The following is a 24,218-nucleotide window of genomic DNA, read 5'->3' as shown; positions in this document are numbered from 1 at the left end:
AACGGTCTTCGGTGAACTTTGACTCGGCCGTGAAGTGGCCGTTCAAACTTCGTGGAAAACACTACCTCCCCACCCGCGGTTTCTCCAAATCACCGTGTGCTCCGCGTAGCATGGCCGCTATGACCAGCCTGATGTGGTTCCGCGATGACCTGCGCCTGCACGATAACCAGGCCCTTTCCCGCGCGGCCGAGGCCGCCTCGCTTGGCGACACCCCCTTGGTCGCCGTCGTCCTCGACGAGCCCGCCTATCCCGGCACCCGCCCGCTGGGCGGCGCGACCACGTGGTGGCGCGAGCGTTCCCTCTATGCCCTCGCCCGCGATCTTGCCGACCACGGCGTAGAACTCATTCGCGCCGCCGGCGATGCCCGCGAGGAAATCCCGCGCCTTGCCGCCGATCTGGGCGCCACCACCGTCACGTGGACCCGCCGCTACCACGGCCCGCTGCGCGAGGTCGATGCCGGCGTCAAGGAAACCCTAACCTCCCAGGGCATTACTGCCACCTCCTCGCCCGGATTCACCCTGGTGGAGCCCTGGGAGGTCACCAATGGCCAAGGCCAGCCCTATAAGGTCTTTACCCCCTTCTCCAAGGCCGCCGCCTCCCAGGTGACGGGAGATGAACCGGAGGGGGTGCCGGAGATGGGGGCGTCGGCAAGCAGTGCATCTGCCTGGCCCAAGCCCACCGAACCGGTATGGGCAGCGTCCCTGGCCGAGCACTGGACGCCCGGCGAGGCCGGCGCGCGCGAGCGACTAGCCCAGCTGGACCTAGCCAACTACGCCGAGGAACGCGATATCCCCGCGCTCAATGCCACCTCCCTGCTCTCGCCCCACCTGCGCTTTGGCGAGGTCTCCCCGCGCGAGGTGTGGTTCGCCGCGGCCGAGGAGCCAGAGGCCGCCAAGTTTCACTCCGAGCTGCTGTGGCGCGACTTTGCCTGGCACCGCCTCTACCACCTGCCCAATCTCGCCACCGAGAACGTGCGGGAGAAATTCGACCGCTTCGACTGGTCTTGGGACGACCCACGGCTCAAAGACTGGCAGGCCGGCACTACGGGCATTCCGCTTGTCGACGCCGGAATGCGCGAACTATGGGCCACCGGGTATATGCACAACCGCGTGCGCATGGTGGTGGGCTCTTTTCTCACCAAGAACCTAGGCATCCACTGGCGCCTGGGCGAAGAATGGTTCTGGGACACCTTGGTGGACGCCGATGCCGCCTCCAACCCGTTTAATTGGCAGTGGGTGGCCGGCTGCGGCGATGACGCCGCGCCCTTCTTCCGCATCTTCAACCCCGAAACGCAGGCCCAGCGCTTCGATCCCGACGGCGAGTACGTGCGCCGCTGGGCACCGGCACTGTCCGCCCCACCAATCGTGGACCTGAAGGAATCGCGCCAGGCCGCCCTCGATGCCTATGCGGAGATCAAGGACTAAGCCGGCGGAAAAGGTGGACGTAAAGGTCTACCATGGGGCCAATGATGAGCCCCAGGATTCATTCTCAAGCGCACCCGCCCATTGGCAACACCCCACTCATGCGAGTGGAGGCGATTAGTCCCCGGCCGGATGTCCACCTCTATCTCAAACTCGAACAATTCAACCTCGGCGGTTCTGCAAAAGACCGGACGGCACGAGCACTGATCCAGGCAGCCCTCGAAGCCGGCGATATCCGCCCGGGTTCGACGCTGGTGGAATCTTCCTCCGGCAACCTGGGCATGGCGCTAGCTCGCCAAGCCCCGCTCCAGGGGATGAAGTTCCATTGCGTGGTGGATCCGCGAGTCAACGCCTCCACGGTGGCTACCATGCGGGCCTACGGCGCACACGTGGAATTGCTCGACCACCCCGATCCAGAAACCGGCGATTGGCTCACCGCCCGCCGCACCCGCGTGGCCGAGCTTTTGGAAGAGATCCCCGATTCTTTCAACCTCAACCAGTACTCCAATGAAGCCGCCTTCCACGCCCACGCGGAGGGCACTATGGCGGAGATTCTGGACCAGCTCGGCCAGGCGCCCAGCCACCTGCTCGTGGCTATGAGCACCACCGGAACCCTTGGCGGCTGCGTACGCAAGCTCACCGAGTTGGGCGCCGACACCCACACAATCGGCGTTGATGCCGAAGGCTCCGTACTTTTTGGTGGTGAGCGTGGCACCCGCATGTTGCCCGGCTACGGTGCAGGTATCGTGACCGAGCTATCCACCAAGTTCTCGCCTTCTTCCGTGGAGCGGGTTCCGGACCTCGATGCCATCGTTGCCGCCCGACAGCTCGCCCAAGCAGAGGGCCTACTGCCTGGCGCTTCCGGTGGTGCCGTCATCGCCGCCTTCCAACGCCTCGCGCCCTCCCTACCGGCAGGGGCCGAAGTGGTTGCCGTGCTGCACGACGCCGGCCAGCCTTACCTCGACACCATCTATAACGATTCCTGGGTGTGCGAAAACTTTGACATTTCGCCCGCTGAACTTGCCGCGCGCATCGAAGGGTCGGCGCAGTGACCTCTTCTCGTCTTGCCCGCCGCATTGCCATCATTGGAGGTGGCCCGCGTGGACTTTGGGCCGTAGAGGAACTCATCAAGCGCGCCCGCGTTCCCCTTGATGTGACCGTCTTTGACCCCTACCCCGCCGGTGCGGGCGCCGTCTACCGCCCGCAGCAGCCACCGCAGTGGCGCCTCAACGTCAACTGCGCCATCGTCACCACGGCCCACGATAGTTTCAACGCGTGGCGTGCCCGCCGAGGCGAAGACACCACCGATGCCTTCCCGCCGCGGGCTCAGGTAGGCCAGTTTCTCGCCGATACCTGGTCCGCGGCAGTGCGCCGCGCGCCGGCCCACGTTCGCATCCGGCACCTGCCGCACCGCGTGACCGCGGTAAGCGCCGAAGGAGAAGGGTTCATGGTCGATGGCGCCCCCTTCGACGAAGTCCTAGTCTGCACCGGCCACGACCATCTCCACGCCGGTTCCTTGGCCTATGAGGCCTCGTGCGTACCGGTCACCGGTCTCTACTTCGGTGCCGATCTCCCCAGCTCCGCACGGCGAATCGGCGTTCGCGGTGCCGCCCTAAGCTTCATCGATGTGTGCCTGCTGTATGGCGATACCGCCGAAACCATTTACCCGGTTAGCCGCAGCGGGCGCTTTATGGAGGTCAAGCCCTCCCCGGAGACATCGCTGCCGGAGGTGTCAGCGCGGTGGCGGCAGGCCTGCGCGCATATCGACAACGCCGCGGAGCTGCGTGAGATCCTCATTGGGGCTGCAAGCGAATTCGGTAACTTCTCAACTGCAGAACTCGGCACCGTTATCGACGGTCAGGATTTCACCGGCGATGCCGTCGCTGAGCTCGAGGCTTCCCTCCGTGCGGCCGAAGGTACCGGTCCACTCACCCCGGCCGCGGCCGTAGGCGCGGCGTTTCGTGTGGTATTCCAAGACTGCGTCGATTGGCACAAGGCGCATGGCCCCATGCCCGGCTTCCGCGAGCTTTCACGCACCCTTGAGCGCGTGGCTTTTGGTCCGCCACCGGTCACAGCTAGGCATCTGCTCGAGCTGATCCACTCCGGTGTGGTGAATACCGACTACCTAGGCACGCCTGGGCAGATAGATTCCTGGCGGGAAAAGGGCGGCGTGGACCTGCTTATTGACGCCACCGTTGCTCCCCAAGCCACCCCCTCCCCCTTCCACGACGTTGCTGGCGTGGTGGAAATTGGCCGGATGAATGAGCTCTCCCTGCCCGGCCATGACTCCCTTAACCGTTCCGTGCACGATGACATCCCCCGCTGGGCAGAGAAAGTAGGAAACCCATGACCACCACCCCTGTAGAGCCACTACCCGTCCACGGCACCGTCCCCTTGCGCGCCCGGTGGGAACGGTGGATGCGTGAGCTCGTCGAAAACCCGCAGCACGTCAGCGCATTCACCTCGCGCTACGGTTCTCCGGTGAATGTGTTGAATCCCGCTCCGCTGCGCCACAATGCCCAGGAGTTGCTCGATGCGGGCGCTTCCCACGGCGTGGAGACTCAGGTATTTTTCGCACGCAAGGCCAATAAGGCTCTGTGTTTTGTCGATGCTGCACGCGATGCCGGACTCGGGGTGGATGTAGCCAGCGAGAATGAGCTCCGCCAAGTGCTCGACCGCGGTGTCGCCCCCGAGCGCATCATCCTCAGCGCCGCTATTAAAACCGATGGCTTGCTCCGCCTCGCGGTTTCGCGGGGAGTTACTATCTCTTGTGATTCTCGCGCCGAGTCCCATCGCATCGCCGCCATCGCGCAGGCTTTAGAAACCACCGCCCACGTGGCGCCACGCCTCGCTCCAGATCCGGACTCCCTACCTCCCACCCGCTTCGGGGAAAGTCTGCCGGCATGGCGGCAAGCCGAGTGGCCAAAGGAACTTCGTGCTGTAGGCGTCCACGTGCACCTGCACGGCTATAGCGAAGCCGACCGGCGAACCGCCCTGGCAGAGGCAATTTCCTTGGTCGAGCACCTCCGCGCATTGGGCCAGCCCGCTAGTTTCATCGATATCGGCGGCGGAGTGCCCATGAGCTACCTAGAATCCCGCGAGCAGTGGGAGAATTACCTCGAGCGCATCGCCTCCCAACGCGCTGGTACCGGAGAACCGTTCACGTGGAAAGCGGATCCACTGTCCAATACTTACCCCTTCTGGCAGGAGCCGACGCGCGGTCAGTGGCTGGACCAGCTCCTCTCCGGTGATGTCCCCGGCTACGGCACCGCTGGCACGGCGCTGCGCGAGCGGGACATCGCCCTACATCTAGAGCCCGGCCGCAGCCTCCTCGACGGCTGTGGAGTCATCCTCGCCGAGGTGAGCTTTCTCAAAGAACGCTCCGATGGCCTGCCCCTGATCGGCGTGGCGATGAATCGCACCCAGTGCCGGACCGCCGCAGATGACATCCTGCTCGATCCTCTCTTGGTACCTACGGCTGGGCCGGTAAAGGAAATCTCCCGTGAGCCACGCACCGGCTTTGTGGTGGGTGCCTACTGCATTGAAGACGAGGTTATCCTGCGCCGCGAACTGGACTTCCCGGAGGGCATCGCCGTAGGAGACACCCTCGCCATTCCGAATACAGCCGGGTATTTTATGCACATCTTGGAGTCTGCTTCGCACCAGATTCCTTTGGCACGCAACGTCTACTCCGACGGCGGCGATTGGGTGCCAGACGATATTGACGCCGTGTAGCTGCAGACGGGCTAAGACATAGCAAAAGGGCTTCGAGGAATTCCTCGAGGCCCTTTAACTTTGAACGCAGTGCGTTAGAACTGCTTACGCGGTGTAATCCTTAACCACGGAACCGTCAACCGGGATGCCCGGGCCGGAGGTGGTGGAGATGGTAGCGCGCTTGATGTAGATGCCCTTAGCGGAAGAAGGCTTCAGACGCTGGATCTCGTCCATGAGGGCGCCGTAGTTCTCAGCCAGCTTCTCAGCATCGAAGGATGCCTTGCCGATGATGGCGTGCAGGTTAGCAGCCTTATCAACGCGGAAGGAGATCTTGCCGCCCTTAACCTCAGAGATTGCCTTAGCAACGTCTGCGGTAACGGTGCCGGTCTTCGGGTTCGGCATCAGACCACGCGGGCCCAGGACGCGAGCAACGCGGCCAACCTTGGCCATCTGATCCGGGGTAGCGATAGCAACGTCGAAGTCGATGTTGCCCTCGTTGATCTGCTCGATCAGTTCAGCGGTGCCAACGATGTCAGCGCCAGCTTCCTGAGCGGCGGTAGCCTTCTCGCCCTCAGCGAAGACAGCAACGCGAACGTCCTTACCGGTGCCGTTAGGCAGAGAAACGGTGCCGCGAACCAGCTGGTCAGCCTTGCGCGGGTCAACGCCCAGGCGGAAGACGACGTCAACGGTGGCGTCGAAGTTCTTGGAGGAGGTCTCCTTGGCCAGCTTGGTGGCCTCGATCGGACGGTACAGGCGGGACTTATCTACCAGTTCCGCAGCGGCCTTATAAGCCTTAGACTTGGTGCTCATTTAACAATTCCTTTTCTGGATTGGTGTGGTGTTCGGCGGGCCGTAGCTGGCCCTACCACATAAAGTTTTTACTTCTCCGGTGCGCCATCAACGGTGATGCCCATGGAGCGGGCGGTACCGGCGATGATGCGAGCGCCGTTCTCGATGTCACGTGCGTTCAGGTCCGCAAACTTGGTCTCTGCGATTTCCTTGCACTGATCCCAAGACACAGAGCCGACCTTGTCGGTGTGTGGGACGCCGGATCCCTTCTTGATGCCAGCGGCCTTCAGCAGCAGCTTAGCTGCCGGCGGGGTCTTCAGCTTGAAGTCGAAGGAACGGTCCTCGTAGACGGTGATCTCAACCGGAACCACGTTGCCACGCTGGTTCTCGGTAGCGGCGTTATAAGCCTTGCAGAACTCCATGATGTTGACGCCGTGGGCACCCAGTGCCGGGCCAACTGGCGGTGCTGGGTTAGCGGCGCCTGCCTCGATCTGCAGCTTGATGAAGCCGGATACCTTCTTCTTAGGAGCCATCGAATTACCTCTTTCCTGTGTTACCGGGATGTCCGCCACGATGAATAACGGGATCCCGTCCGGATGCTCACCTTCAGTGGGCCACCGGAGGATGAAACGTTTTCTTATACGCACGCCAAAGGCGCACGGCGTTCCAGTTTAGAACACCGTGCGCCCTGCACAAAATCACTTTTTAGGAGATGCGCTCGATCTCGGTCGGCGACAGCTCCACCGGGGTCTCGCGGCCGAAGATGGATACCAAGCCCTGCATCTTGCCGGTCTCCGGGTCGATCTCGGAAATGGTCGCAGATACGGCGGCCAGCGGGCCGGACAGGATGGTCACGGCCTCGCCCACCTCGAAATCGTGCGCGTACTTCTTGGCCACTTCCTTCTCCGGCATAGCCACAACCTGCTCGCCCTCTGCCTCGTTCGGGGCAGCATCGCCCTTGGTGGTCGGAGCCTCGTTGGGCATGAGGAACTTTGCCACGTCGCGGGTCTTGACCGGGGTGGCGTTGCCTTCGTTGCCCACGAAGGAGGTCACGCCTGGGGTTTCGCGGATGACGGACCATGCGGCGTCGTTAAGCTCAGCGCGAACCAGGACGTAGCCCGGTAGCAGCTTGCGCTTCACAATCTTCTTCTTGCCGTCCTTGGTCTCCAGGACCTGCTCAATGGGAACAACGACCTCGAAGATGGAGTCTTCTACCTCGAGGGTCTGGGCGCGCATGTCCAGGTTGGTCTTTACCTTGTTTTCGTAGCCGGAGTAGCACTGGATGATGTACCACTGTCCCGGCTGCTTCTTCAGTTCGCGGGTAAAGGCGCGCAGGCGCTTGCGGTAGGCGGCATCCTCGGACTCGTCTTCGCTGGTCTCAGGGGCTGCGCCCTCGGCCTCCGCTTCGGTCGCTGCCGGTTCCGCCGCGTTGGTGGACTCGGCGGACTCGCCTGCAGCGTCAGTGGACTCAGCCGTTCCTTCAGCTTCTTCCGCTGCTAGAGCGGCTGGGGTAGCGTCCTCCTGCTGTGCTTCTTCTACGGAGCTAGCGTGCTCTGCCGCCTGCTCCTGCACGTTGGACTGCATTGCCTCTTCCAGGGAGGTGCCTACGGTTTCGACGTTGTTCTCGTCGCTCATAATTCTTACTCCAAAAAATTCCTCGGCGCGTTGCGTAGGACCAGCCTACCCGCCCGCGTATGGGCAAAAAGTATCCCGCCGTTCCTTTAAGCGGAAACAGCGGGATAAAAGATTATGCGCTTATCTTACTAATCTGAGAGAACCTGCTCAACTCCGAGACCAGCCAGGGTGTCAACGCCCCAGACCAAAACGGTCAGCACGATAAGGAACGCAAAGGTAATGAGGGTGTACTGCAGCATCTCCTTAGCGGTAGGCCACACCACCTTCTTCATCTCGGATGCGACCTCGCCCGGGAAGGCGGCTACGCCACCACCTGGGGTGTCATCGTGGTTCTTATCCTCGACGCGGACGACGTGCTTATCGGCGTAGTCCGCGGAGGACGTGGTAGCCGCACCAGAGAGCTGACGCTTACCGGTCGGGCGCGATGCACCCGAATTCTTCGGCTGCTGCTCATCGCTCACAGCTAACCCTCCTTGGGAACTAAATCTAATAGGGCGCTTAACGCGCACCTCCATAACTTTGTCAACCCTAGCAAAGCTTACACAGCATGAAAAGCTGACCACGGCATTTGCCGGACGTGGCCTTGACAACATGTGGGCGGGCTAAGCGTCACGAAGAAAATAGGGTATGAAGAAACCCCGCCACCTGAGGTGACGGGGTTTACTATGCAGGGGCGACAGGACTCGAACCTGCAACCTACGGTTTTGGAGACCGTTGCGCTACCAATTGCGCCACGCCCCTATTCTTTTATTCCTTGATGCCTCAGCATCAAGCGTTGAAGACCTTACCAGAGCCATAGTTCCAATCCGAAACTAGGCACAGCCTGGACTGCCTTCAGCGCGGTAATAAAAAAGCGCCCTGCGGGCGCCTTTCTTTCCCGGTAGCGATGGCGAGAATTGAACTCGCGACACAGCGATTATGAGTCGCTTGCTCTACCACTGAGCTACACCGCCATATTCACCTTGGGGGAATTTCTTCCTCCGAACATGAATGGAGCCCCCTGACAGAATCGAACTGTCGACCTTTTCCTTACCATGGAAACGCTCTGCCGACTGAGCTAAGGGGGCACATCCTAGCGTTGAACACATCGCTATTTCGTTGTGCTCTCCGTTGCGGACTCCAATAATCTAACCCGCTTTCAACGTTTTACACAAATCGCCACGTCAGAGCGTAAAAATGCTTAGCTCCTGTGACACCTTTTCTCGCCTTTTGAAGGCAGTTAGACAAACAGCATGGCAGCCTACCCCTGCGGGTCGCTCGGCCACGCCGCCTACCGTGCGCCGGCAGCCGTGCGAAGGCATGTGGATTGGGCGGTTGTGGGAAAAAGGGGCGTCGGCAAGCGTGGCACTACTCACCGCCGGCAGTGACCGCGGCACACACGCTGGTGGCTGAGTCCAGTAAGGCTTTCCGCAGTTGTTGAAAAGCTGCAAATACGGCCATTGATTCGGGGCCCTGAGGGTTTAAGCTTAGTCTGTAAAATCCCCCCACCCCATGCCGAGGAGCGCAGATATGTCCGCTACCGATATTGCCACCCCACACATCAATCCGCAGGGCGCGCCCATTGCGGAAACCATCCTCCTGCCCGGTGACCCGCTGCGCGCGAAGTTCATCGCCGAGAACTTCCTGGAAGATACCGTCCAGTTCAACGGTGTGCGCAATATACTGGGGTTTACCGGTACTTTTAATGGCAAGCCCATCTCCGTCATGGGCTCCGGCATGGGCATTCCCTCCATCGGCATCTACTCCTGGGAGCTCATCCACAACTACGGCGTAAAGAAGCTCATCCGCGTCGGTTCCATTGGCGCCATGCAGGAAGACATTGAGCTGCACGATGTCATCGTCGCATCGTCGGCCTCCACCGATTCCAACTTCTTGAGCCAGTACAACCTGCCGGGCAGCTACGCCCCGACCGCCTCGTGGAAGCTCCTCAAGGCCTTGGTGGATCAGGCCGAGAAGCAGCAGGCCCACATCCACGTGGGCAATATTTTGAGCTCGGATATCTTCTACAACTTTGACCAGAGCGTGAACGAGCGCTGGGCGCACATGGGTGTGCTCGGCGTAGAGATGGAATCCGCAGCGCTTTATGCCACCGCGGCTGAGGCCGGCGTAGACGCGCTGGGCCTTTTCACCGTCTCCGACAACTTGGTGCACGATACCCACCTCTCCGCGGAAGAGCGCCAGACCGCCTTCCGCACCATGATTGAACTCGCGCTTCCCCTGAACGCGCTCGACTAAAAGGACCCTCTCCCCCGTGACTTCCACCCACCCCACCGCTTCCCCGCAGGACAAGCGGACAGGCTCCGCGATAAACCCTAAGGTTGCCGTACCTATCCTGCTCTTTGTCTTCGTCTTCTCGCTGGTTATTGATAATGGCTTTAAGACGATGACCATGCCGATCGCCCAGGCGCTGGACATCTCCGTTAAAACCGCCTCCCTCCAGGCTTCCCTCGCCGGCGTGATCATCGGCATCGGCGCCGTAGTCTACGCCGCGCTGGCGGATTCCATCTCCATCCGCAAGCTCATGCTCACCGGCGTGGTCCTCATCGCCGTGGGCTCGCTTTTGGCCTTCGCCTTTTCTAGCTTCTGGCCCATGGTGCTTACCGGCCGCCTCATCCAGACCACCGGCCTTGCCGCCGCGGAGACGCTCTATGTCATTTACGTAACAAGCACTTGAGCGAGGCCGATCAAAAGACCTACCTCGGCTTTTCCACCGCCGCCTTCCAGGCCGGCCTGCTCATCGGCGCGTTGACCTCCGGCTTTATTTCCACTTATGTCTCGTGGACGGCGATGTTCCTCATCCCGCTCATCCTTATCCTGGCCATCCCGCCGATTATCAAGCTGGTACCAGAAGATGAGGCTGTGGAAGGCCACCTCGACGCCCTAGGCCTGTTTTTCATCGCGGTCTTCGCCACCGGCCTGACCATGTTCATGCAAGAATTTAACTGGGCATGGCTCATCTTTGCCGCCCTTGGCGTCGTAGGCTTCATCATCCACATCGGCCGCGCCAAGCACCCCGTGGTCACCCCGGAGTTCTTTACTAACGGCCGCTACGTGTGGACCATCCTCATGGTCTTCTTCGTCTACTCCACCCAGATGGGTTTTATCTTCCTGCTGCCATTTGCCGCACATGACCTGCACGGCATGAACATCGATAAGGCCTCCCTGCTGATGATCCCGGGCTATATTTGCGCCATCCTCATCGGCATTTTCTCCGGCAAGATCGGTGCCGTTTTATCCTCCCGCGCCACCATCTACACCGCCTTCGCCCTGGTTGCCGGCGCGCTGGTGGCGGCCGCGCTCTTTGTGCAGCTTCACGTCGCCGTACTCATTCTCGCCATCGTGGCCTTTGCCTCCGGCTTTGCGCTGATGTACGCCCCGCTGGTCAATACCGCGCTGCGCAATATCGCCGCCGCCAAGTCCGGCATCGCCATCGGCTTTTATAACCTGACCATCAATATCGCCATCCCGCTGGGCATTGCCTATGCGGCAAAGCTGCAGGACCTCACCAGCTATAACACCGTGCTGTGGATCCTCGCGGCCGTCGCCGCCATCGGCATTGCCCTGTATATCGTCTCTGACCTCAAGATGGCCCGTTCCGAATCCCGCCTCACCCGCTAAGGAGAACAATTATGACTTCCCGCACCAACGTTGCATCCATCATCGACCACACCCTGCTCAAGCCGGAGGCCACCCCGGATCAGTTCCGCGCCTTGGTGAATGAGGCGGCCGAGCTGGGCACCTACTCCGTCTGCGTTTCCCCGTCCGCCCTGCCCATCGAGGCTCCTGATTCGCTGCGCATCGCCACCGTCGTGGGTTTTCCTTCCGGCGCCGTAAAGCCGGAGATTAAGGCCGCTGAGGCGGCCCGCGCGGTTGCCGATGGCGCCGAAGAGGTGGACATGGTCATCAATATCCCGCTGGCCATCGAAGGCCGCGCCGAGGATCTGCAGGCCGAAATCCAGGCCGTGCGCGATGCCATTCCAGGCAAGGTACTCAAGGTCATCATCGAGTCTGCCGCGCTTTCCGACGACGCCATTGTCCTCGCCTGCAAGGCCGCCGCAGCCGCCCAGGCGGACTTTGTCAAGACCTCCACTGGTTTCCACCCGGCCGGCGGCGCGTCCGTACACGCCGTTAAGCTCATGCGCGAGACCGTAGGCGACAAGCTAGGCGTCAAGGCCTCTGGCGGCATCCGCACCGCCAAGGACGCCTTGGCCATGATTGAGGCCGGCGCAACCCGCCTAGGCCTGTCTGCCTCCGCCAAGATCCTCGAGGAGCTTTAAGCCATGTCGAAAGCCGCCGCCGTGGATTATGACTACGCCCGCACCTGGGCCGAGCACGACCCCGATCCGGACACCGCCCGCCAAGTGATGACCTGGATTGAAGAGGGCAATACTGACGAGCTCGCCGCCGCCTTCGCCGGTCCCCTCGCCTTCGGCACCGCAGGCCTGCGCGCCGCCGTGGGCGCGGGCGAGTCTCGCATGAATCGCGCCGTGGTCATCCGCACCACCTATGGGCTTATCTCCTGGCTCAAACAGCACGTGGACACCCCGGTCGTCGCCATTGGCTGCGATGCCCGCCACGGCTCCGCGCAGTTCCAGCGCGATGCCGCCCAGGTCATCTCCGCGGCCGGTGGCAAGGCCTTGGTTCTGCCGGCGCAGAACCCCACCCCGCTGACCGCCTTCACGGTCCGCTCGCTCAAGGCTGATGCCGGCATTATGGTCACTGCCTCGCATAACCCACCGGCCGATAATGGCTACAAGGTCTACCTTGGCGGCCGCATCGCCACTGGGCCGGCAGAAGGCGTGCAGCTGGTCTCTCCCGCCGATGCCGAAATCGCCACCGCTATCGCCGCGGCACCCCATGCCGATGAAGTCCCGCTATCCACCGAGAACATCGAGGATGTCGATACCCGCGCCGAGTACCTCGACCGCGCCGCGCAGCTCGTGGGCGCACATACCGATGTCACCATCGCTCTGACCGCCATGCACGGCGTCGGTGCGGCCTTGGGCGAAAAGCTCCTGACCCGCTGCGGGTTCCGCGTCTCCCTGGTTCCTGAGCAGGCCCAACCGGATCCTGATTTCCCCACCGTTTCCTTCCCCAACCCGGAAGAGCCTGGCGCCCTCGACTTGGGCATCCGCCACGCTGAGGAAATCGGCGCCGATATTCTTATCGCTTATGACCCGGATGCGGATCGCTGCGCCGCCGCCGTGCCCACTTCCTCGGGCACGTGGCGCCAGCTCACCGGCGATGAAACCGGCGCCCTCTTGGACGATTATCTTGCCCGCCAGGGTGCGACAGGCAACTTCGCCAACTCGCTCGTCTCCTCCCGCCTGCTCGGGCGCATCGCCGCCCACTATGGCCTCGGCCACGAGGAGACCCTCACCGGTTTCAAGTGGATTGCCCGCGCCCCAGACCTCGCGTTTGGTTATGAGGAGGCCATTGGTTTCTGCCCGGACCCCACCGCTGTCCGCGATAAGGACGGCGTCGCTACCTCCGTAGTGCTCGCCAGCCTCGCGGCCGAGTGCAAGGCCGCAAGAACCACCTTGCTAGAGCGCCTAGAAGGCATCTACGCCGCCGTGGGTGCCCTCTATACCCAGCCGCTGACCTTCCGCGTCGATGACCTCAGCATCATCGCCCAAGCGATGGATAAGGTCGCTTCCACCCCGCCCACCGAACTGGCTGGCTCCCCCGTAGCAAAGGTAGAGAAATTCGCCCAAGGCTCCAAGTTCTTCACCGACAACGACGACCGAGTCATCGTGCGCCCTTCCGGCACCGAGCCGAAGCTGAAGTGCTACCTCGAATCCCCCGATGCCGACCGCCTCGATGCTATTGCGGCCGACCTGCGCGCCTACTTCGGGATTTAAACCCCTCCCCGCTCCGCACTCTCCATCTGGTCCTTCCGAGATTGCTTAGGGCCAATGAGGGTGCGGACTAGTGGGCTTGCTGCCGCCAGTCCCACGACAACGGGGCATCAAGGTTAGAAAGGCTATTTACGCCAGGGAGCGCTCCTCCAGCTGGTGGGAAATCGCTGCGTTTATTTTCCGGTGCGCCCGATAACTGCGAGTCCGATTGCGCAGATGCGCTTGCTGCGCTGCCTGCGCTACTCGCTGGCTTTGAAAAAGATGAATCTCGTTTACCCCGTCCAGCATCGTTCGGATCTTCTTCATATCCCATATCCTATCGCTAAACCCCATACCTTCATCTCTACAGTGACTTTCTGCGACTGATGGTATGGCTACCGAGCACGCCTGTTGGTGCACAGCGCCTCAGAAAGGTGTAGTTTGCTGGTCCTGAAGACCAAGATGAGAGGAATTAGATGAGTACAGAACCCCACCATTCATCCCTAACAGTTTTGCTAAAGATTGCAGTTGGTATTTCATTATTGCTCTGCCTCGGCTTTTTCATTGGCGGTTTGAATGCGGTATACGTGGCCAAGGCTCTGGCGGGATCGGATTCCACCTCATTGCCAGATATTTCTCGTAGATTAGGAAATGGATTTTTCTACTTCAAGATCGCTGGGGTATTCCTAGCTGTATTCCTCGTTGGAGCCTATGCGGTGTTCCACAGGGCTCAAGGCTCCCGCAGACAGGCGCCCTGCCGGTAGCATCCGCCCCACAGCCGCAGGTACGACGAAACCCCGCAAGCTTTTGCTTGCGGGGTTCTTTCTGTGCCAGGTAGAAGATTCGAACTTCTGAAGGCAATGCCGGCGGATTTACAGTCCGCTCCCTTTGGCCGCTCGGGCAACCTGGCATGCACTGTGTGGTGCGAGTAAGTACTTTACTACGAACCACCCTCCCACCTACAAATCGCCAGCGCATGGGGGAAGAATGGGCGGGAAAAGAGGGGGCATCGCCAAGCAGCTAGCCCACGCGACGCACGGTGTAATCCGCCAATTGGCGCAGGGCCTGGCTCGCGGAGTTCTCCGGTAACACGGCAAGCTGTTCCTCCACCGTGCGCAGGTAGGCATTGATGTCCTCCAGCGCCTTCTGACGGCCGCCAGACTGGTGCAGGAGCTCGATGGCGCGCTCCACCTCGGCGTCGGAATGCAGCGGACCAGTAAGCAGCTCACGCAGCTTGTCGCCCACTTCGCCCTCTTCCTCCAAGGCATAGAGAACCGGCAGGGTAAAGACGCCCTCGCGCAGGTCCGTACCCGGGGTCTTACCGGACTCCTTTGGGTCAGAGAAGATGTCGATGACATCGTCCACAATCTGGAAGATCATGCCAATGGCACCACCAATGCGGTGCAGGGCTGCGGCATGCTCGGCCGAGGCACCGGAGTGGTAGGCACCCAAGTAGCCAGCAGAGGCGATGAGCACCGCGGTCTTTTCACGGATAACGGCCGTGTAGTGCTCCACGGCATTGGCCTCACCCGCGCCGATGGTCTCGCGCATCTGGCCGGTAACCAGCTCTTCAAAGGTATCGGCAAAGTGGCCCACCGTGTGAGTATCCAGCTCACTCATAAGGCGGGAGGCATGCGCCAAGAGTGCATCGCCAGCGAGAATGGCCACGGAATTATTCCACCGCGAATTGGCAGATTCCACACCGCGGCGGCGGTCCGCCTCATCCATGACATCGTCATGATAAAGCGTGGCGACGTGCACCATCTCCACGACGGTGGCGGCCTTAACCACCTCTTCGCAGCCCGGACGCGAACCATACTCGGAGGCCAGCAGCGCCATCATGGGGCGAAAGCGCTTGCCACCGGCCTTAGACAGGTGGCTGACCTTGTCCTTCAAGAAGTCCTGGCCGCGGTCGATTTCACTGCGCAGCTTGTCTTCTACTGCTTCCATGCCCGCACCAATGCGCTCATTGAGCTGCGGATCACCAAGATCCACGTGCGTGGCATGCGATTGACCGTGAGTCATTAAATAGTGTCCTTGCAACTAAAAGCCAGAGATAATCGACTACCTACCGTAGTCCAAACTGCGCCCCTAAACACACTCGAGGGGTCGAACTCATGCAATGATAGTCCTCATGTCGGAGCAGATCGATTCCCAAACCTATGTCGAGGTCGCCATCATTGGCGCTGGGCCTGCCGGAGCCGCCGCCGCGATTCATGCCGCACGCGCCGGCTATGACACCCTCCTTATTGATTCCGCGACGTTTCCCCGCGATAAAACCTGCGGCGACGGGCTTACCCCGCGCGCGATGCACCAGCTTGCTGAGCTCGGCATTGCGGTCAACTCCTCCTACCGCAATCGCGGCCTGAAGCTGCACGGATACGGCGGCGATATTACCGCGCCCTGGCCGGAGACCTATCCCTCCCAAGTGGGTACGGCCCTGCCGCGCTTCCGCTTTGATGCCCTGCTTGCCGACGTCGCCCGCAACGCCGGCGCCACCCTCCTCACCGGCACCCCCGCCACCGATCCGGTGCTCGAGGGCAACCGCGTGACCTCCTTCCGCGTGGGTGAGGCCACCGTGCATGCCAAGTGGGTCATCGTGGCCGATGGCGTGCGCTCTACCTTTGGCAAGAAACTCGGCCGCACCTGGCACCGCGAGGAGGTCTATGGCATTGCCGCACGCTCCTATGCTTCCTCCACCCATGCCACTGAGCCGTGGATGCACTCCCACGTTGAGCTCAAGGACGAAGAAGGCGAGGTGCAGCCCGGCTACGGTTGGATCTTCCCGCTCGGCCCCGAGCTAGGCCAGGTCAACATCGGCCTCGGCGCGCTGTCGACCGCGCAGCGCCCCGCCAAGATCAACACCAAGAAGCTGCTCGAGTTCTACGCCGCCCAACAGCGACCCGAGTGGGGACTCGGCGAGATTGAGCACGTTACCTCTGCCCTACTGCCCATGGGCGGCGCGGTGTCCAACGTGGCCGGCGCCAATTGGATGATCATTGGTGATGCCGCGGCCTGCATCAATCCCCTCAATGGCGAGGGCATCGACTACGGCTTGGAGACGGCCGCGCTGGCCGTGAACCTACTCGGCCCGAAGGATTTCACCCTGGCCTGGCCGGCCGTCCTGCGCGAGCACTACGGCGAGTCCTTCCTCTTGGCCCGCACGGCCGCGCGCCTGCTTACTTATCCGCAGTTCTTACCGCTGGCCGGTCCACTGGCCCTGCGCGGGCCCATCGGCCGCGTGCTCATGCCGGCCGCCGCGCGCCTGATGGGCAACCTCATTACTGACGATGACCGCGACCTCATCGCACGCAGCTGGCGCGCCGCCGGCCGCACGGTCTCGTCCCTTCGCCGCGATACGCCCCTCTGGGATTCGACCGCGGCATAGCCTCCCCGCCGCTCCCCCGGGCGCGAGGGAGCGGCGCCTAGGCTGGCTTTACCGCCGAGTGCAGCGCCACGATGCCGAAGGTAAGGTTCTGCCAGCCGGCCTCGGCCCAGCCATTGCGATTGATAACCGCGGCAAGCTCCTCCTGCCCGGGCCACGCGCGAATGGATTCCGCGAGGTAGATATAAGCATCTGGATTAGAAGAGACCAGGCGCGCTACCGGCGGGAGCAGACGCATCAAGTATTCCTTGTACACGGTGCCAAAAATCGGTACCACCGGGGTGGAAAACTCCGCCACCGCAAGGCGCCCGCCCGGCTTGGTCACGCGCGCCATTTCGCGCAGGCCGAGCTCAAAGTCGTGGATATTGCGCAGGCCATAGGAGATGGTCACGGCGTCAAAGGTGTTATCCGCAAACGGCAGCTGCATGCCATCGCCAGCCACCTTGGGCACATCGCGCTCACGGCCAGCGGCCAGCATGCCACGGGAGAAATCACACGCCACACACCACGCACCGGACTTAGAAAGTTCCACGGTGGACACGGCGGTACCCGCTGCAAGGTCGAGGACCTTCTCGCCCGGCTTAAGGTTCAAACGCTCGCGGGTGCGCTTGCGCCAGTGCGCGTCCTGCCCAAAGGACAGCACGGTATTGGTGAGGTCGTATTTCTCGCCCACGGCGTCAAACATGCGCGCCACATCGAAGGGCTTTTTATCCAGATCTGCCTTAGACACAAATGATCAGTCTAGGCTACGCGGGCGCCAAGGGCACGAGCCGCCCATCGCGGCAGCTCCGGACGCTGGCCCAGAATGGTCAGCGGCACCCGGCGAGTATCCTCCAGTACCTCTTCGTAATAGCCCACGAGCTGCTCGCACAGCGCCTTCCACGTCTTAGAAGAAATGGATTCGCGGGCATTGTCCCGCATCTCTTGGTGGATCTCCGGATTGAGCAGAGCGTCCACCGCATTGGGGAGGTCTTCCACAAAGGTCTTTACCTCCAGCAGCAGGCCGTTATAGCCCTCGTCGATGAGGTCTACCGGGCCACCGGCCCGCGGCCCGATGGTCGGCACGCCGGAGGCCTGCGCCTCCTGGATGGACTGACAGAAGGTCTCGAACTCGCCGGCGTGGACAAAGACGTCCAAGGAAGCATAGGCGGCGGCGAGGTCTTCGCCGGACAGCGCACCGGTAAAAACGGCGCCGGGCAGCTGGGCTTCCAACAGTGGACGCTCCGGCCCATCACCCACGATGACCAGCTGAATATCCTCACGGCCGTTGAGCGCCGAGAGGCGGTGCACGCCCTTTTCCGCGGCGAGGCGGCCCACGAAACCAACCACTTTCTTGGTGCCGCTCGGATCCCAGCTGCGGCGCAGCTCGTCAGAGCGCTTGGACGGATGGAATAGCTCCGCGTTCACGCCACGCCCCCAGTGGCGCACGTTCTTGATGTGGTGTTTTTCCAAGTCCCGGATGGTCAGCGAGGACGGTGCCAGCGTCATCTGGCAGGAGTTATGAATCGTGCGCAGCCACTCCCACACGCCATAGGCCAGCGCGGAGGCATGGTACTTGGTGGCAAAACCGGCAACATCGGTCTGGTACAACGCCACGGCGGGCACGCGCTGCTGGCGGGCGGAGAAAGCGCCAGCAGCGCCGAGTACGAAGGGGCTGGCTAGGTGGATGATATCCGGCTTGAAATCGCGCAGCGCCTCATCGACCGCCGTGGTAGGCACGCCCACCGGCAGCGAATCCACCAGCGGCACGCGCACGGTGGGCACACGGTAGATGGGAAATCCTAGGTAGTCCGGGATTTCTTCTTGTCCCTCACGGGCGCCCGGCGCGATGACGATGGCCTCTTGGCCGGTCTCGTGCAGGTGCTCCAAAACGCGCAGCACGGAGTTGGTCACACCATTGACATTGGGGAGGAAGGATTCAGCCACGATCGCAACACGCATGCCACCATCATGGCCCATTTTCTTAAGTTTATGGTGAAGCCAGCGGAAAATCTTGGTTAATTATTTCTCCGCGCGGCGGGTAAAGAAGCTAATCAGCTTCCACAGCACGGCCGCGATGAGCGTGGCAACTACCCCTACCGAGAGCGCCGGGATAATGGCCAGCGTCCATTCGCGGCCTTCGACCTTGACCAGGTCTGGGTTGTCTTGAGCGTATTGCACCCACACCTGCTGCCCCTCGCCCAGCCCACTGGGATAGAGCAGCCCATGCTGTGGGGTGTGGTAAATCCCCTCGCTGTCTTGGAAATCCACCGTGGTGCGCAGCATGCCCACATCCTTGACCGTGGCCAAAGCGCGCGCGGGGTGGCTGGCGATGGCGTGGTCATTCAGCGCCGGCCCGATGACCATGCCCACCACACCCACCAGCGCGGCTAAATACAGCGCCAGCGTCAGCTGGTGCAGGCGGCGACGATAGACCGCGGGCGTATAGCGCGGCACCACGGCCGCGTGCGGCTTATGCTGCGGCGGGGCCACTTACTGGCCTACCTTTGCGGTGAGCTTCTCATTGAGCGCCCGGCGCGTGGCACGGGTGGTCTTGGCCTCCACGACGGTAATCCCGGTGGAGTATTCCTTCAGCTCCGCCAACGTATCCAATAGCTCCTGCGGGGTGGTCACCTCGCGGTAGTCTGCTTCATAGGCTTCTGCCAGCTTGCCGACGTCCACCCCATGCGGCGTTCCAAACGCCGGCTCGAAGGACTGGCGCAGCGCATCGGCGCCTTGTTCCAGGGTCTCGAAGATGCCGCCGCCGTTGTCATTGGCCACCACGATGGTGAGGTTTTCCGGTCGCGGTTGGTCTTCCGGGATGAGCAGGCTATTCGCGTCGTGCAAGAAGGTGACATCCCCCATGAGCGCCATTACTCGCGGGGCGCGCCAGTTGGTGGGATCCAGCGATTGCGTGGCCAGGGAAATGCCGATGGCTTGGGCGATGGTGCCGTCGATGCCGGCCGCCCCGCGCGGCGAGTACGTATCCACGCCGTCGAAAGGCAGGCCCACCATGGAGGCATCGCGCACCGGATTCGAAGCGCCGAGCACCAGGGTGTCGTTGACGGAAAGCGTATCGCCCACCGCGGCCGCGACGTGGAGCCCGGTAAATCCCAGTTCCTCATCCTCGAGGGTCTCGCGCACCGCTTGTCCAGCCATATCGGTTGCGCCTTCGCAGATCTTCATCCACTCGCGGCTCGGCTCACCGGCGACCTTGACGGTGGTGCCAAGCCGGGCCTCGTCGCCGCGCTGGTTGGTGAAGTCCTTGGTGCGCGAGAGCACCACCAGCTCGATATCCGGATCATTCATCAGCGCTAGCACGCCACGGTGCAGCGTCGGGTGCCCTACAACGATGACCTGCTCTACCTTGGTATTGACCACATAATCATTCGCGGAGACCTGCGCCTTGCGGAAGATATGCGCCGCCGCTGGATGCACCGGATGATACGGGCCCGGCGCGCTCGGCTCCGCGATGGTTGGCACGTCTTGGAGGCCTTCTACCTCCCAGGCCTCGTCGCCCGCAATGACCAGGGTGTTCTTGCTCAAATCCACGGCCACCTCACCGTGGTCCACAAAGGCCGGTGCGGGCTCGCGCACGCCGTCGCCGGAGGTGTGGTCTGGCAGGGTGGCGTCGACAAGCGGGGCATCAAAGGCCACATTGATGTGTACCTGCAGGTCCTCGCGGAAGCGCTGGGCCATCGCCGCGATATCGTCCACGCCGGTGACCTGGGTGGTGTCCGCATAGACGCCGAAGATGCCCTGCTGCTCGATGGTCTGCGACGCCCCCGTGCCCACCAAGCGCTCCGGCCGGTCCGCGCTAATGATGGCTAGCGGCGTATGGGAATAGTGTGCCTCCACCACGGCCGGCAAAGTATTGGCCACCGCAGTTCCCGAGGTCATCACCACGCCCACGTGGCGGCGCTGCACCCGCGCCATGCCCAGGGCGGTAAACGCTCCCCCGCGCTCGTCTAGGCGGGTGTGTACGCGGATATCATCACGCGCCAATAGCGCCAGCGACAGCGGCGCGTTGCGCGAACCAGGGCACAGGACGACATCCGTGAGGTGGCGCGCCAGTTGGGCGGCTACCTTCTCAGCCAACTGCATCGATTCATTCATGCCGCCCGATTTTACCTGCCCGCGCGCCATTTCCCTTACCGGGCAGGTGCTGGGCGCTTAGTTCTGGCTGGCCGGCTGCTCGCCGCCGCCCAGGAGGTCATTGAGGAGGCCCTCAATGTCCACATCGCTGCCCTTATCCAGCTGGTCTTGTACCTCTGGTGGCAACTCGGTCGGGATATCGGACGGCAGGTCATTCTGGAAGTCCGGCAGCTTCGGCAGATTATTGGAGTTCTCATCCTGCGTATCCGGCTCTTCGGTCTGGGTCACGGTGGTGGGAACCTCCGTGGTCAGCGTTTCCGTCACCGGCTGGGGTTCCGGCTTATCCGCCTCGTCCGCGGCATTGCGCCATAGGAAAAACAACACCGCCGCAGCCAGCACTGCAAGTACCGCGATGGCCGCGAAGACGCCGGCCATCGCGCCACCGCCGCCGCCCTTCTTCTTGCGCTTTTCCGGCTGGTCCGGATCATAGTTCGACGGCACCGGCTCGTACTCGGGCTGCTGCGCGTACTGCTGGCCATATGCCTGCTCGGCCGGCTGCTGATAGTTCTGGCCGTAGCTTTGCTGCTGGCCGTAGCCCTGCTGATAGCCAGCGGCCGCATCGAATTGACGAGTCTCATTCTGCGGCTGCTGCTCGCCTGGGAAGTACTGCTTGGGGTGCTCGCGGCGCGCTTGGTCGCGGCTGGGGCCGGCGGCATTATCGGGCACGCGGCCTATCTGGCGCGTGGCATCATCCGCCGGGCTGGACCAGCTGCGGGTTTCATTATTATCGCCATGAGGGCCTTTAGAAGTCATACCCTCTACCTCTACCCCATTTTGCTGTGAGATCCCAGAGAGGTCTCCCACAGCTAACAGGGAAGCCGCGGCTCGCCGCTTAGTGCGCTTGGCGTGCGCTCAAGGCGCGGCCGGTGGCGGTATCCTCTGCGGCAACCTGCGCCGGGGTGGCATCCGCGATGATGCGGCCGCCATCTTCGCCAGCGCCTGGGCCCATCTCGATGATGCGGTCCGCATGCGCCATGACCGAAAGATCATGCTCGACGACGATTACCGTATGGCCCGCATCCGCCAGCTTGTGCAGTTCGGTATTGAGCAGGTCGATATCGGCTGGGTGCAGGCCCGTGGTGGGCTCGTCCAGCAGGTAGACCGTGTGGCCGCGACGCGAGTTGCGGGAGCGCTGCAGCTCCGTGGCCAGCTTGATGCGCTGGGCCTCGCCGCCGGACAGCTCCGGTGCGCCCTGGCCCAAGCGGAGGTAGCCCAGGCCGACGGCCTGCAGCGTGGCGATGGCGCGGTAAATCTTTTCTTCCTCGGCGAAGACCTCCGCGGCCTCATCCACGGTGAGCTCCAAGATGTCCGCGATGGTGCGGCCCTGCCAAGTCACCTCCAAGGTCTCGTCGTTGAAGCGAGCGCCGCCGCACTCCGGGCAGGTGGTGTACGAGCCCGGCAAGAAGACCAGCTCCACCTCGATCTTGCCCGCGCCGCCGCAGGTGGGGCACTGGCCTTGCTTTACGTTGTAAGAAAAGCGCGAGACCGTCCACTTGCGCTGCTTGGCCTCGTCGGTGGAGGCGAAGAGCTTGCGGACGTTATCGAAAAGCCCGGTATAAGTTGCCAGCGTGGAACGCGGGGTGCGGCCGATGGGCTTCTGGGTAATCTGCACGACGCGCTTTACTCGATCAAAGCCCTCCGTGCTCTCTACGGACCAGCCCTTGTCCTCGGTCTCTTCCTCATCGGAAACGGCCGTGGCGGACTGTCGCAGCAGGCCAGCCAGCACCGTGCTGACCAGGGTGGATTTGCCCGAACCGGAGACACCGGCTACCGCCGTGAATTGGCCCAAGCCAAAGTCCACATCCAGGTTGTCGATGCTGCGTGCGTTAATGCCGCGGAGGGTGAGGTGGGAGGAAGGGGTGCGGGGGTCGTCGGCAAGCGCGAGCGTGCGATTAGCCAGCGCGTTGGCGGTAGGGGTGTCCGCGTCATAGTCTGCAACCGGGCCCGAATAGACCACGTTGCCGCCGCGCTCGCCGGCCAGCGGGCCGACGTCAACGAGCCAGTCCGCCTGCGCGACCAAATCCATGTCATGCTCCACCAAGAGCACGGAGTTGCCGGCCGCGATGAAACGGCGGCACATATCCATGACCGCGTCGCGCTCATCGGGGTGCAGGCCGGCCGAGGGCTCGTCGAGCACATAGGCCACGCCGAAGAGGCCGGAGCGCAACTGCGCCGCCAACCGGATGCGCTGCATCTCGCCGCCGGACAGGCTCTGCGTCGGCCGATCCAGGCTGAGGTGCGCCAAGCCGAGCTCCAGCGCCGAGGTCAACGCGGGCAGAATCTGCCGCAGCAGCAAATCCTCGGCCGAGTTCTCCTCCGGGTTCTGCTTGCTGAGCACCTCATGCACCCAATCCAGCGGCAGCGCGCCCAGCTCATCAATCGGCATGCCCGCATAGGTCACCTTCAGTGCGGCCGGGTTGAGGCGGCGGCCGCCACAGGTCTCGCACTCGCGGGATTCCATATAGGACAGGGTGCGCTTGCGCAGCGTATCCGATTGGGTCTCCGCCAGCGTCTTATTGAGGTAGCTGGCCACCGAGCGCCACGTGCCCTCATAATTGCGCTGAATCTGATCCTTGCCGCGTAGAGGCTTCACGGTGACGACGGGGCGCTCTTCCGTGAAGAGGATCCAGTCGCGGTCTTTTTGCGGTAGGTCCTGCCAGGGCGAATCCAGGTCGTAGCCCAGATTCATCAGGATGTCGTGGAAGTTCTTTCCGGCCCAGGCGCCGGGCCATGCTTGGATGGCGCCTTCCTCGATAGAGAGGGTGGGATCCGGGACCATGGAGTCCTCGGTCGGCTCGTGAACCACGCCCGTGCCGTGGCACTGCGGGCACATGCCCTCCGGGGTATTCGGAGAGAAAGAATCCGAGTACAGGCCCTCCGGGTTATCCCCGGCGCGCGAATAGAGCAGACGCACGCTATTCGAGAGCGCGGAGACGGTGCCAACCGTGGAACGCGCACCGCCGCCGGAGGTGGATTGCTGCAGCGCGACCGTCGGCGGCAGGCCCTCTACCTGGCTAACCTGCGGGTCGACGGCCGAGCTAATGAGGCGACGGGCGAAGGGCGCCACCGATTCGAGATAGCGACGCTGGCCTTCGCCGTGAATCGTGCCGAATGCCAGCGAAGACTTGCCCGAACCAGACACGCCCGTGACCGCAACGAGCTTGCCGCGGGGCATATCGACGTCGACGTTGCGCAGATTGTGCAGGTGGGCATCGCGGACCTTGATAGTAGACATGTCCTCTAGCGTACGCACAGGTGGCGGGCTAGGCAGTTTGAAGTTTGACAGCAGTCTCCTTAAGCGGT

At 62.5% G+C, this 24,218-nt stretch carries 20 protein-coding genes, 4 tRNA genes and 1 pseudogene; 9 read left to right on the top strand and 16 right to left on the bottom strand.

What is annotated here, in order from left to right:
- Positions 1-119: 119 nt before the first annotated feature.
- Genes QP884_RS04405 through QP884_RS04390 form a run of 4 tightly spaced genes read left to right on the top strand, consistent with a single transcriptional unit; the run spans position 120 to position 5,156 of the window.
- Positions 120-1,424 carry a cryptochrome/photolyase family protein gene (locus QP884_RS04405; protein WP_284820934.1) on the top strand — a complete coding sequence of 435 codons (1,305 nt, stop codon included), beginning with the start codon at positions 120-122 and terminating at the stop codon, positions 1,422-1,424.
- 32 nt (positions 1,425-1,456) lie between these two features.
- Positions 1,457-2,473, top strand: a complete 1,017-nt coding sequence (locus tag QP884_RS04400; protein WP_284820933.1) for a pyridoxal-phosphate dependent enzyme — start codon at positions 1,457-1,459, stop codon at positions 2,471-2,473.
- Positions 2,470-3,771, top strand: coding sequence for an FAD/NAD(P)-binding protein (locus QP884_RS04395; protein WP_284820932.1), 1,302 nt, complete (start codon positions 2,470-2,472; stop codon positions 3,769-3,771). The genes QP884_RS04400 and QP884_RS04395 overlap by 4 nt, the downstream gene beginning before the upstream one ends.
- Positions 3,768-5,156: a Y4yA family PLP-dependent enzyme gene (locus QP884_RS04390; protein WP_284820930.1), complete on the top strand. Its 1,389-nt coding sequence runs from the start codon at positions 3,768-3,770 to the stop codon at positions 5,154-5,156. The genes QP884_RS04395 and QP884_RS04390 overlap by 4 nt, the downstream gene beginning before the upstream one ends.
- Positions 5,157-5,240: 84 nt before the next feature.
- Here QP884_RS04390 and rplA read toward each other — a convergent pair whose 3' ends face one another.
- From rplA to QP884_RS04355, 7 genes are all read right to left on the bottom strand, one after another.
- Positions 5,241-5,945 (bottom strand): 50S ribosomal protein L1, encoded by a 705-nt coding sequence (gene rplA / locus QP884_RS04385; protein WP_005322897.1) that lies wholly within the window; start codon positions 5,943-5,945, stop codon positions 5,241-5,243.
- Positions 5,946-6,013: 68 nt separating this feature from the next.
- Complete coding sequence (rplK, locus tag QP884_RS04380; RefSeq protein ID WP_005327961.1) at positions 6,014-6,457, bottom strand: 50S ribosomal protein L11; 444 nt, start codon at positions 6,455-6,457, stop codon at positions 6,014-6,016.
- A gap of 172 nt (positions 6,458-6,629) precedes the next feature.
- Positions 6,630-7,559 carry a transcription termination/antitermination protein NusG gene (nusG, locus tag QP884_RS04375; protein ID WP_284820929.1) on the bottom strand — a complete coding sequence of 310 codons (930 nt, stop codon included), beginning with the start codon at positions 7,557-7,559 and terminating at the stop codon, positions 6,630-6,632.
- A 128-nt stretch (positions 7,560-7,687) separates the two neighbouring features.
- A complete protein-coding gene (gene secE, locus QP884_RS04370) occupies positions 7,688-8,020 on the bottom strand; it encodes a preprotein translocase subunit SecE (RefSeq protein WP_204610288.1) in 333 nt (110 codons plus the stop codon).
- A gap of 207 nt (positions 8,021-8,227) precedes the next feature.
- Positions 8,228-8,300, bottom strand: a tRNA-Trp gene (locus tag QP884_RS04365).
- Between the two features lie 140 nt (positions 8,301-8,440).
- Positions 8,441-8,512 (bottom strand) — tRNA-Met (locus tag QP884_RS04360).
- Between the two features lie 38 nt (positions 8,513-8,550).
- Positions 8,551-8,626 (bottom strand) — tRNA-Thr (locus QP884_RS04355).
- Positions 8,627-9,068: 442 nt separating this feature from the next.
- Between QP884_RS04355 and deoD the strand changes: the two genes are divergently transcribed.
- The 4 genes and pseudogenes from deoD (at position 9,069) to QP884_RS04335 (ending at position 13,420) form a co-directional block, all read left to right on the top strand.
- Entirely contained in the window at positions 9,069-9,794 is a 726-nt protein-coding gene (gene deoD, locus QP884_RS04350) for a purine-nucleoside phosphorylase (RefSeq protein ID WP_284820927.1), read from the top strand.
- A 16-nt stretch (positions 9,795-9,810) separates the two neighbouring features.
- Positions 9,811-11,177: pseudogene (locus QP884_RS04345) on the top strand (MFS transporter).
- Between the two features lie 11 nt (positions 11,178-11,188).
- Complete coding sequence (gene deoC / locus QP884_RS04340) at positions 11,189-11,836, top strand: deoxyribose-phosphate aldolase (protein ID WP_284820925.1); 648 nt, start codon at positions 11,189-11,191, stop codon at positions 11,834-11,836.
- A 3-nt stretch (positions 11,837-11,839) separates the two neighbouring features.
- Positions 11,840-13,420, top strand: a complete 1,581-nt coding sequence (locus tag QP884_RS04335) for a phospho-sugar mutase (protein ID WP_284820924.1) — start codon at positions 11,840-11,842, stop codon at positions 13,418-13,420.
- Between the two features lie 126 nt (positions 13,421-13,546).
- Here the strand turns inward: QP884_RS04335 and QP884_RS04330 are convergent, their stop codons facing one another.
- The 3 genes from QP884_RS04330 to QP884_RS04320 form a co-directional block, all read right to left on the bottom strand.
- Positions 13,547-13,723 carry a hypothetical protein gene (locus QP884_RS04330; RefSeq protein ID WP_023020515.1) on the bottom strand — a complete coding sequence of 59 codons (177 nt, stop codon included), beginning with the start codon at positions 13,721-13,723 and terminating at the stop codon, positions 13,547-13,549.
- Positions 13,724-14,224: 501 nt separating this feature from the next.
- Positions 14,225-14,306 (bottom strand) — tRNA-Tyr (locus tag QP884_RS04325).
- Positions 14,307-14,416: 110 nt separating this feature from the next.
- A complete protein-coding gene (locus tag QP884_RS04320) occupies positions 14,417-15,421 on the bottom strand; it encodes a polyprenyl synthetase family protein (protein WP_049377874.1) in 1,005 nt (334 codons plus the stop codon).
- A gap of 97 nt (positions 15,422-15,518) precedes the next feature.
- Here QP884_RS04320 and QP884_RS04315 point away from each other — a divergent pair, with 97 nt between their 5' ends.
- On the top strand, positions 15,519-16,784 hold the full coding sequence (locus tag QP884_RS04315; RefSeq protein ID WP_284820922.1) for a geranylgeranyl reductase family protein: 1,266 nt from the start codon (positions 15,519-15,521) through the stop codon (positions 16,782-16,784).
- Positions 16,785-16,821: 37 nt separating this feature from the next.
- On the opposite strand, the gene QP884_RS04310 is transcribed toward QP884_RS04315, so the two are convergent.
- The 6 genes from QP884_RS04310 to QP884_RS04285 form a co-directional block, all read right to left on the bottom strand.
- The gene (locus tag QP884_RS04310; protein ID WP_284820921.1) at positions 16,822-17,511 is read right to left on the bottom strand and encodes a demethylmenaquinone methyltransferase; all 690 of its coding nucleotides are present in this window, start codon (positions 17,509-17,511) and stop codon (positions 16,822-16,824) included.
- Positions 17,512-17,522: 11 nt separating this feature from the next.
- On the bottom strand, positions 17,523-18,722 hold the full coding sequence (locus QP884_RS04305) for a glycosyltransferase family 4 protein (protein ID WP_269953680.1): 1,200 nt from the start codon (positions 18,720-18,722) through the stop codon (positions 17,523-17,525).
- Positions 18,723-18,782: 60 nt separating this feature from the next.
- The gene (locus QP884_RS04300; protein WP_284820919.1) at positions 18,783-19,253 is read right to left on the bottom strand and encodes a DUF3592 domain-containing protein; all 471 of its coding nucleotides are present in this window, start codon (positions 19,251-19,253) and stop codon (positions 18,783-18,785) included.
- The gene (gene menD, locus QP884_RS04295; protein ID WP_284820917.1) at positions 19,254-20,876 is read right to left on the bottom strand and encodes a 2-succinyl-5-enolpyruvyl-6-hydroxy-3-cyclohexene-1-carboxylic-acid synthase; all 1,623 of its coding nucleotides are present in this window, start codon (positions 20,874-20,876) and stop codon (positions 19,254-19,256) included. It lies immediately after the preceding gene.
- 57 nt (positions 20,877-20,933) lie between these two features.
- Positions 20,934-21,668, bottom strand: a complete 735-nt coding sequence (locus QP884_RS04290; protein WP_284820915.1) for a hypothetical protein — start codon at positions 21,666-21,668, stop codon at positions 20,934-20,936.
- A 79-nt stretch (positions 21,669-21,747) separates the two neighbouring features.
- Positions 21,748-24,150 (bottom strand): excinuclease ABC subunit UvrA, encoded by a 2,403-nt coding sequence (locus tag QP884_RS04285; protein ID WP_284820913.1) that lies wholly within the window; start codon positions 24,148-24,150, stop codon positions 21,748-21,750.
- Positions 24,151-24,218: the final 68 nt, after the last annotated feature.

The sequence above is a fragment of the Corynebacterium tuberculostearicum genome, from assembly GCF_030229345.1.
GTDB lineage: Bacteria > Actinomycetota > Actinomycetes > Mycobacteriales > Mycobacteriaceae > Corynebacterium > Corynebacterium tuberculostearicum_G.
This window is presented reverse-complemented; position numbering and strand designations above follow the sequence as displayed.

Bases quoted from the DNA above. Each gene is read 5' to 3' on its own strand.
- QP884_RS04405 (WP_284820934.1), top strand. From the start codon at position 120: ATGACCAGCCTGATGTGGTTCCGCGATGACCTGCGCCTGCACGATAAC.
- QP884_RS04400 (WP_284820933.1), top strand. From the start codon at position 1,457: ATGGGGCCAATGATGAGCCCCAGGATTCATTCTCAAGCGCACCCGCCC.
- QP884_RS04390 (WP_284820930.1), top strand. From the start codon at position 3,768: ATGACCACCACCCCTGTAGAGCCACTACCCGTCCACGGCACCGTCCCC.
- rplA (WP_005322897.1), bottom strand. From the start codon at position 5,945: ATGAGCACCAAGTCTAAGGCTTATAAGGCCGCTGCGGAACTGGTAGAT.
- rplK (WP_005327961.1), bottom strand. From the start codon at position 6,457: ATGGCTCCTAAGAAGAAGGTATCCGGCTTCATCAAGCTGCAGATCGAG.
- nusG (WP_284820929.1), bottom strand. From the start codon at position 7,559: ATGAGCGACGAGAACAACGTCGAAACCGTAGGCACCTCCCTGGAAGAG.
- deoD (WP_284820927.1), top strand. From the start codon at position 9,069: ATGTCCGCTACCGATATTGCCACCCCACACATCAATCCGCAGGGCGCG.
- deoC (WP_284820925.1), top strand. From the start codon at position 11,189: ATGACTTCCCGCACCAACGTTGCATCCATCATCGACCACACCCTGCTC.
- QP884_RS04335 (WP_284820924.1), top strand. From the start codon at position 11,840: ATGTCGAAAGCCGCCGCCGTGGATTATGACTACGCCCGCACCTGGGCC.
- QP884_RS04330 (WP_023020515.1), bottom strand. From the start codon at position 13,723: ATGAAGAAGATCCGAACGATGCTGGACGGGGTAAACGAGATTCATCTT.
- QP884_RS04320 (WP_049377874.1), bottom strand. From the start codon at position 15,421: ATGACTCACGGTCAATCGCATGCCACGCACGTGGATCTTGGTGATCCG.
- QP884_RS04315 (WP_284820922.1), top strand. From the start codon at position 15,519: ATGATAGTCCTCATGTCGGAGCAGATCGATTCCCAAACCTATGTCGAG.
- QP884_RS04305 (WP_269953680.1), bottom strand. From the start codon at position 18,722: ATGCGTGTTGCGATCGTGGCTGAATCCTTCCTCCCCAATGTCAATGGT.
- menD (WP_284820917.1), bottom strand. From the start codon at position 20,876: ATGAATGAATCGATGCAGTTGGCTGAGAAGGTAGCCGCCCAACTGGCG.
- QP884_RS04290 (WP_284820915.1), bottom strand. From the start codon at position 21,668: ATGACTTCTAAAGGCCCTCATGGCGATAATAATGAAACCCGCAGCTGG.
- QP884_RS04285 (WP_284820913.1), bottom strand. From the start codon at position 24,150: ATGTCTACTATCAAGGTCCGCGATGCCCACCTGCACAATCTGCGCAAC.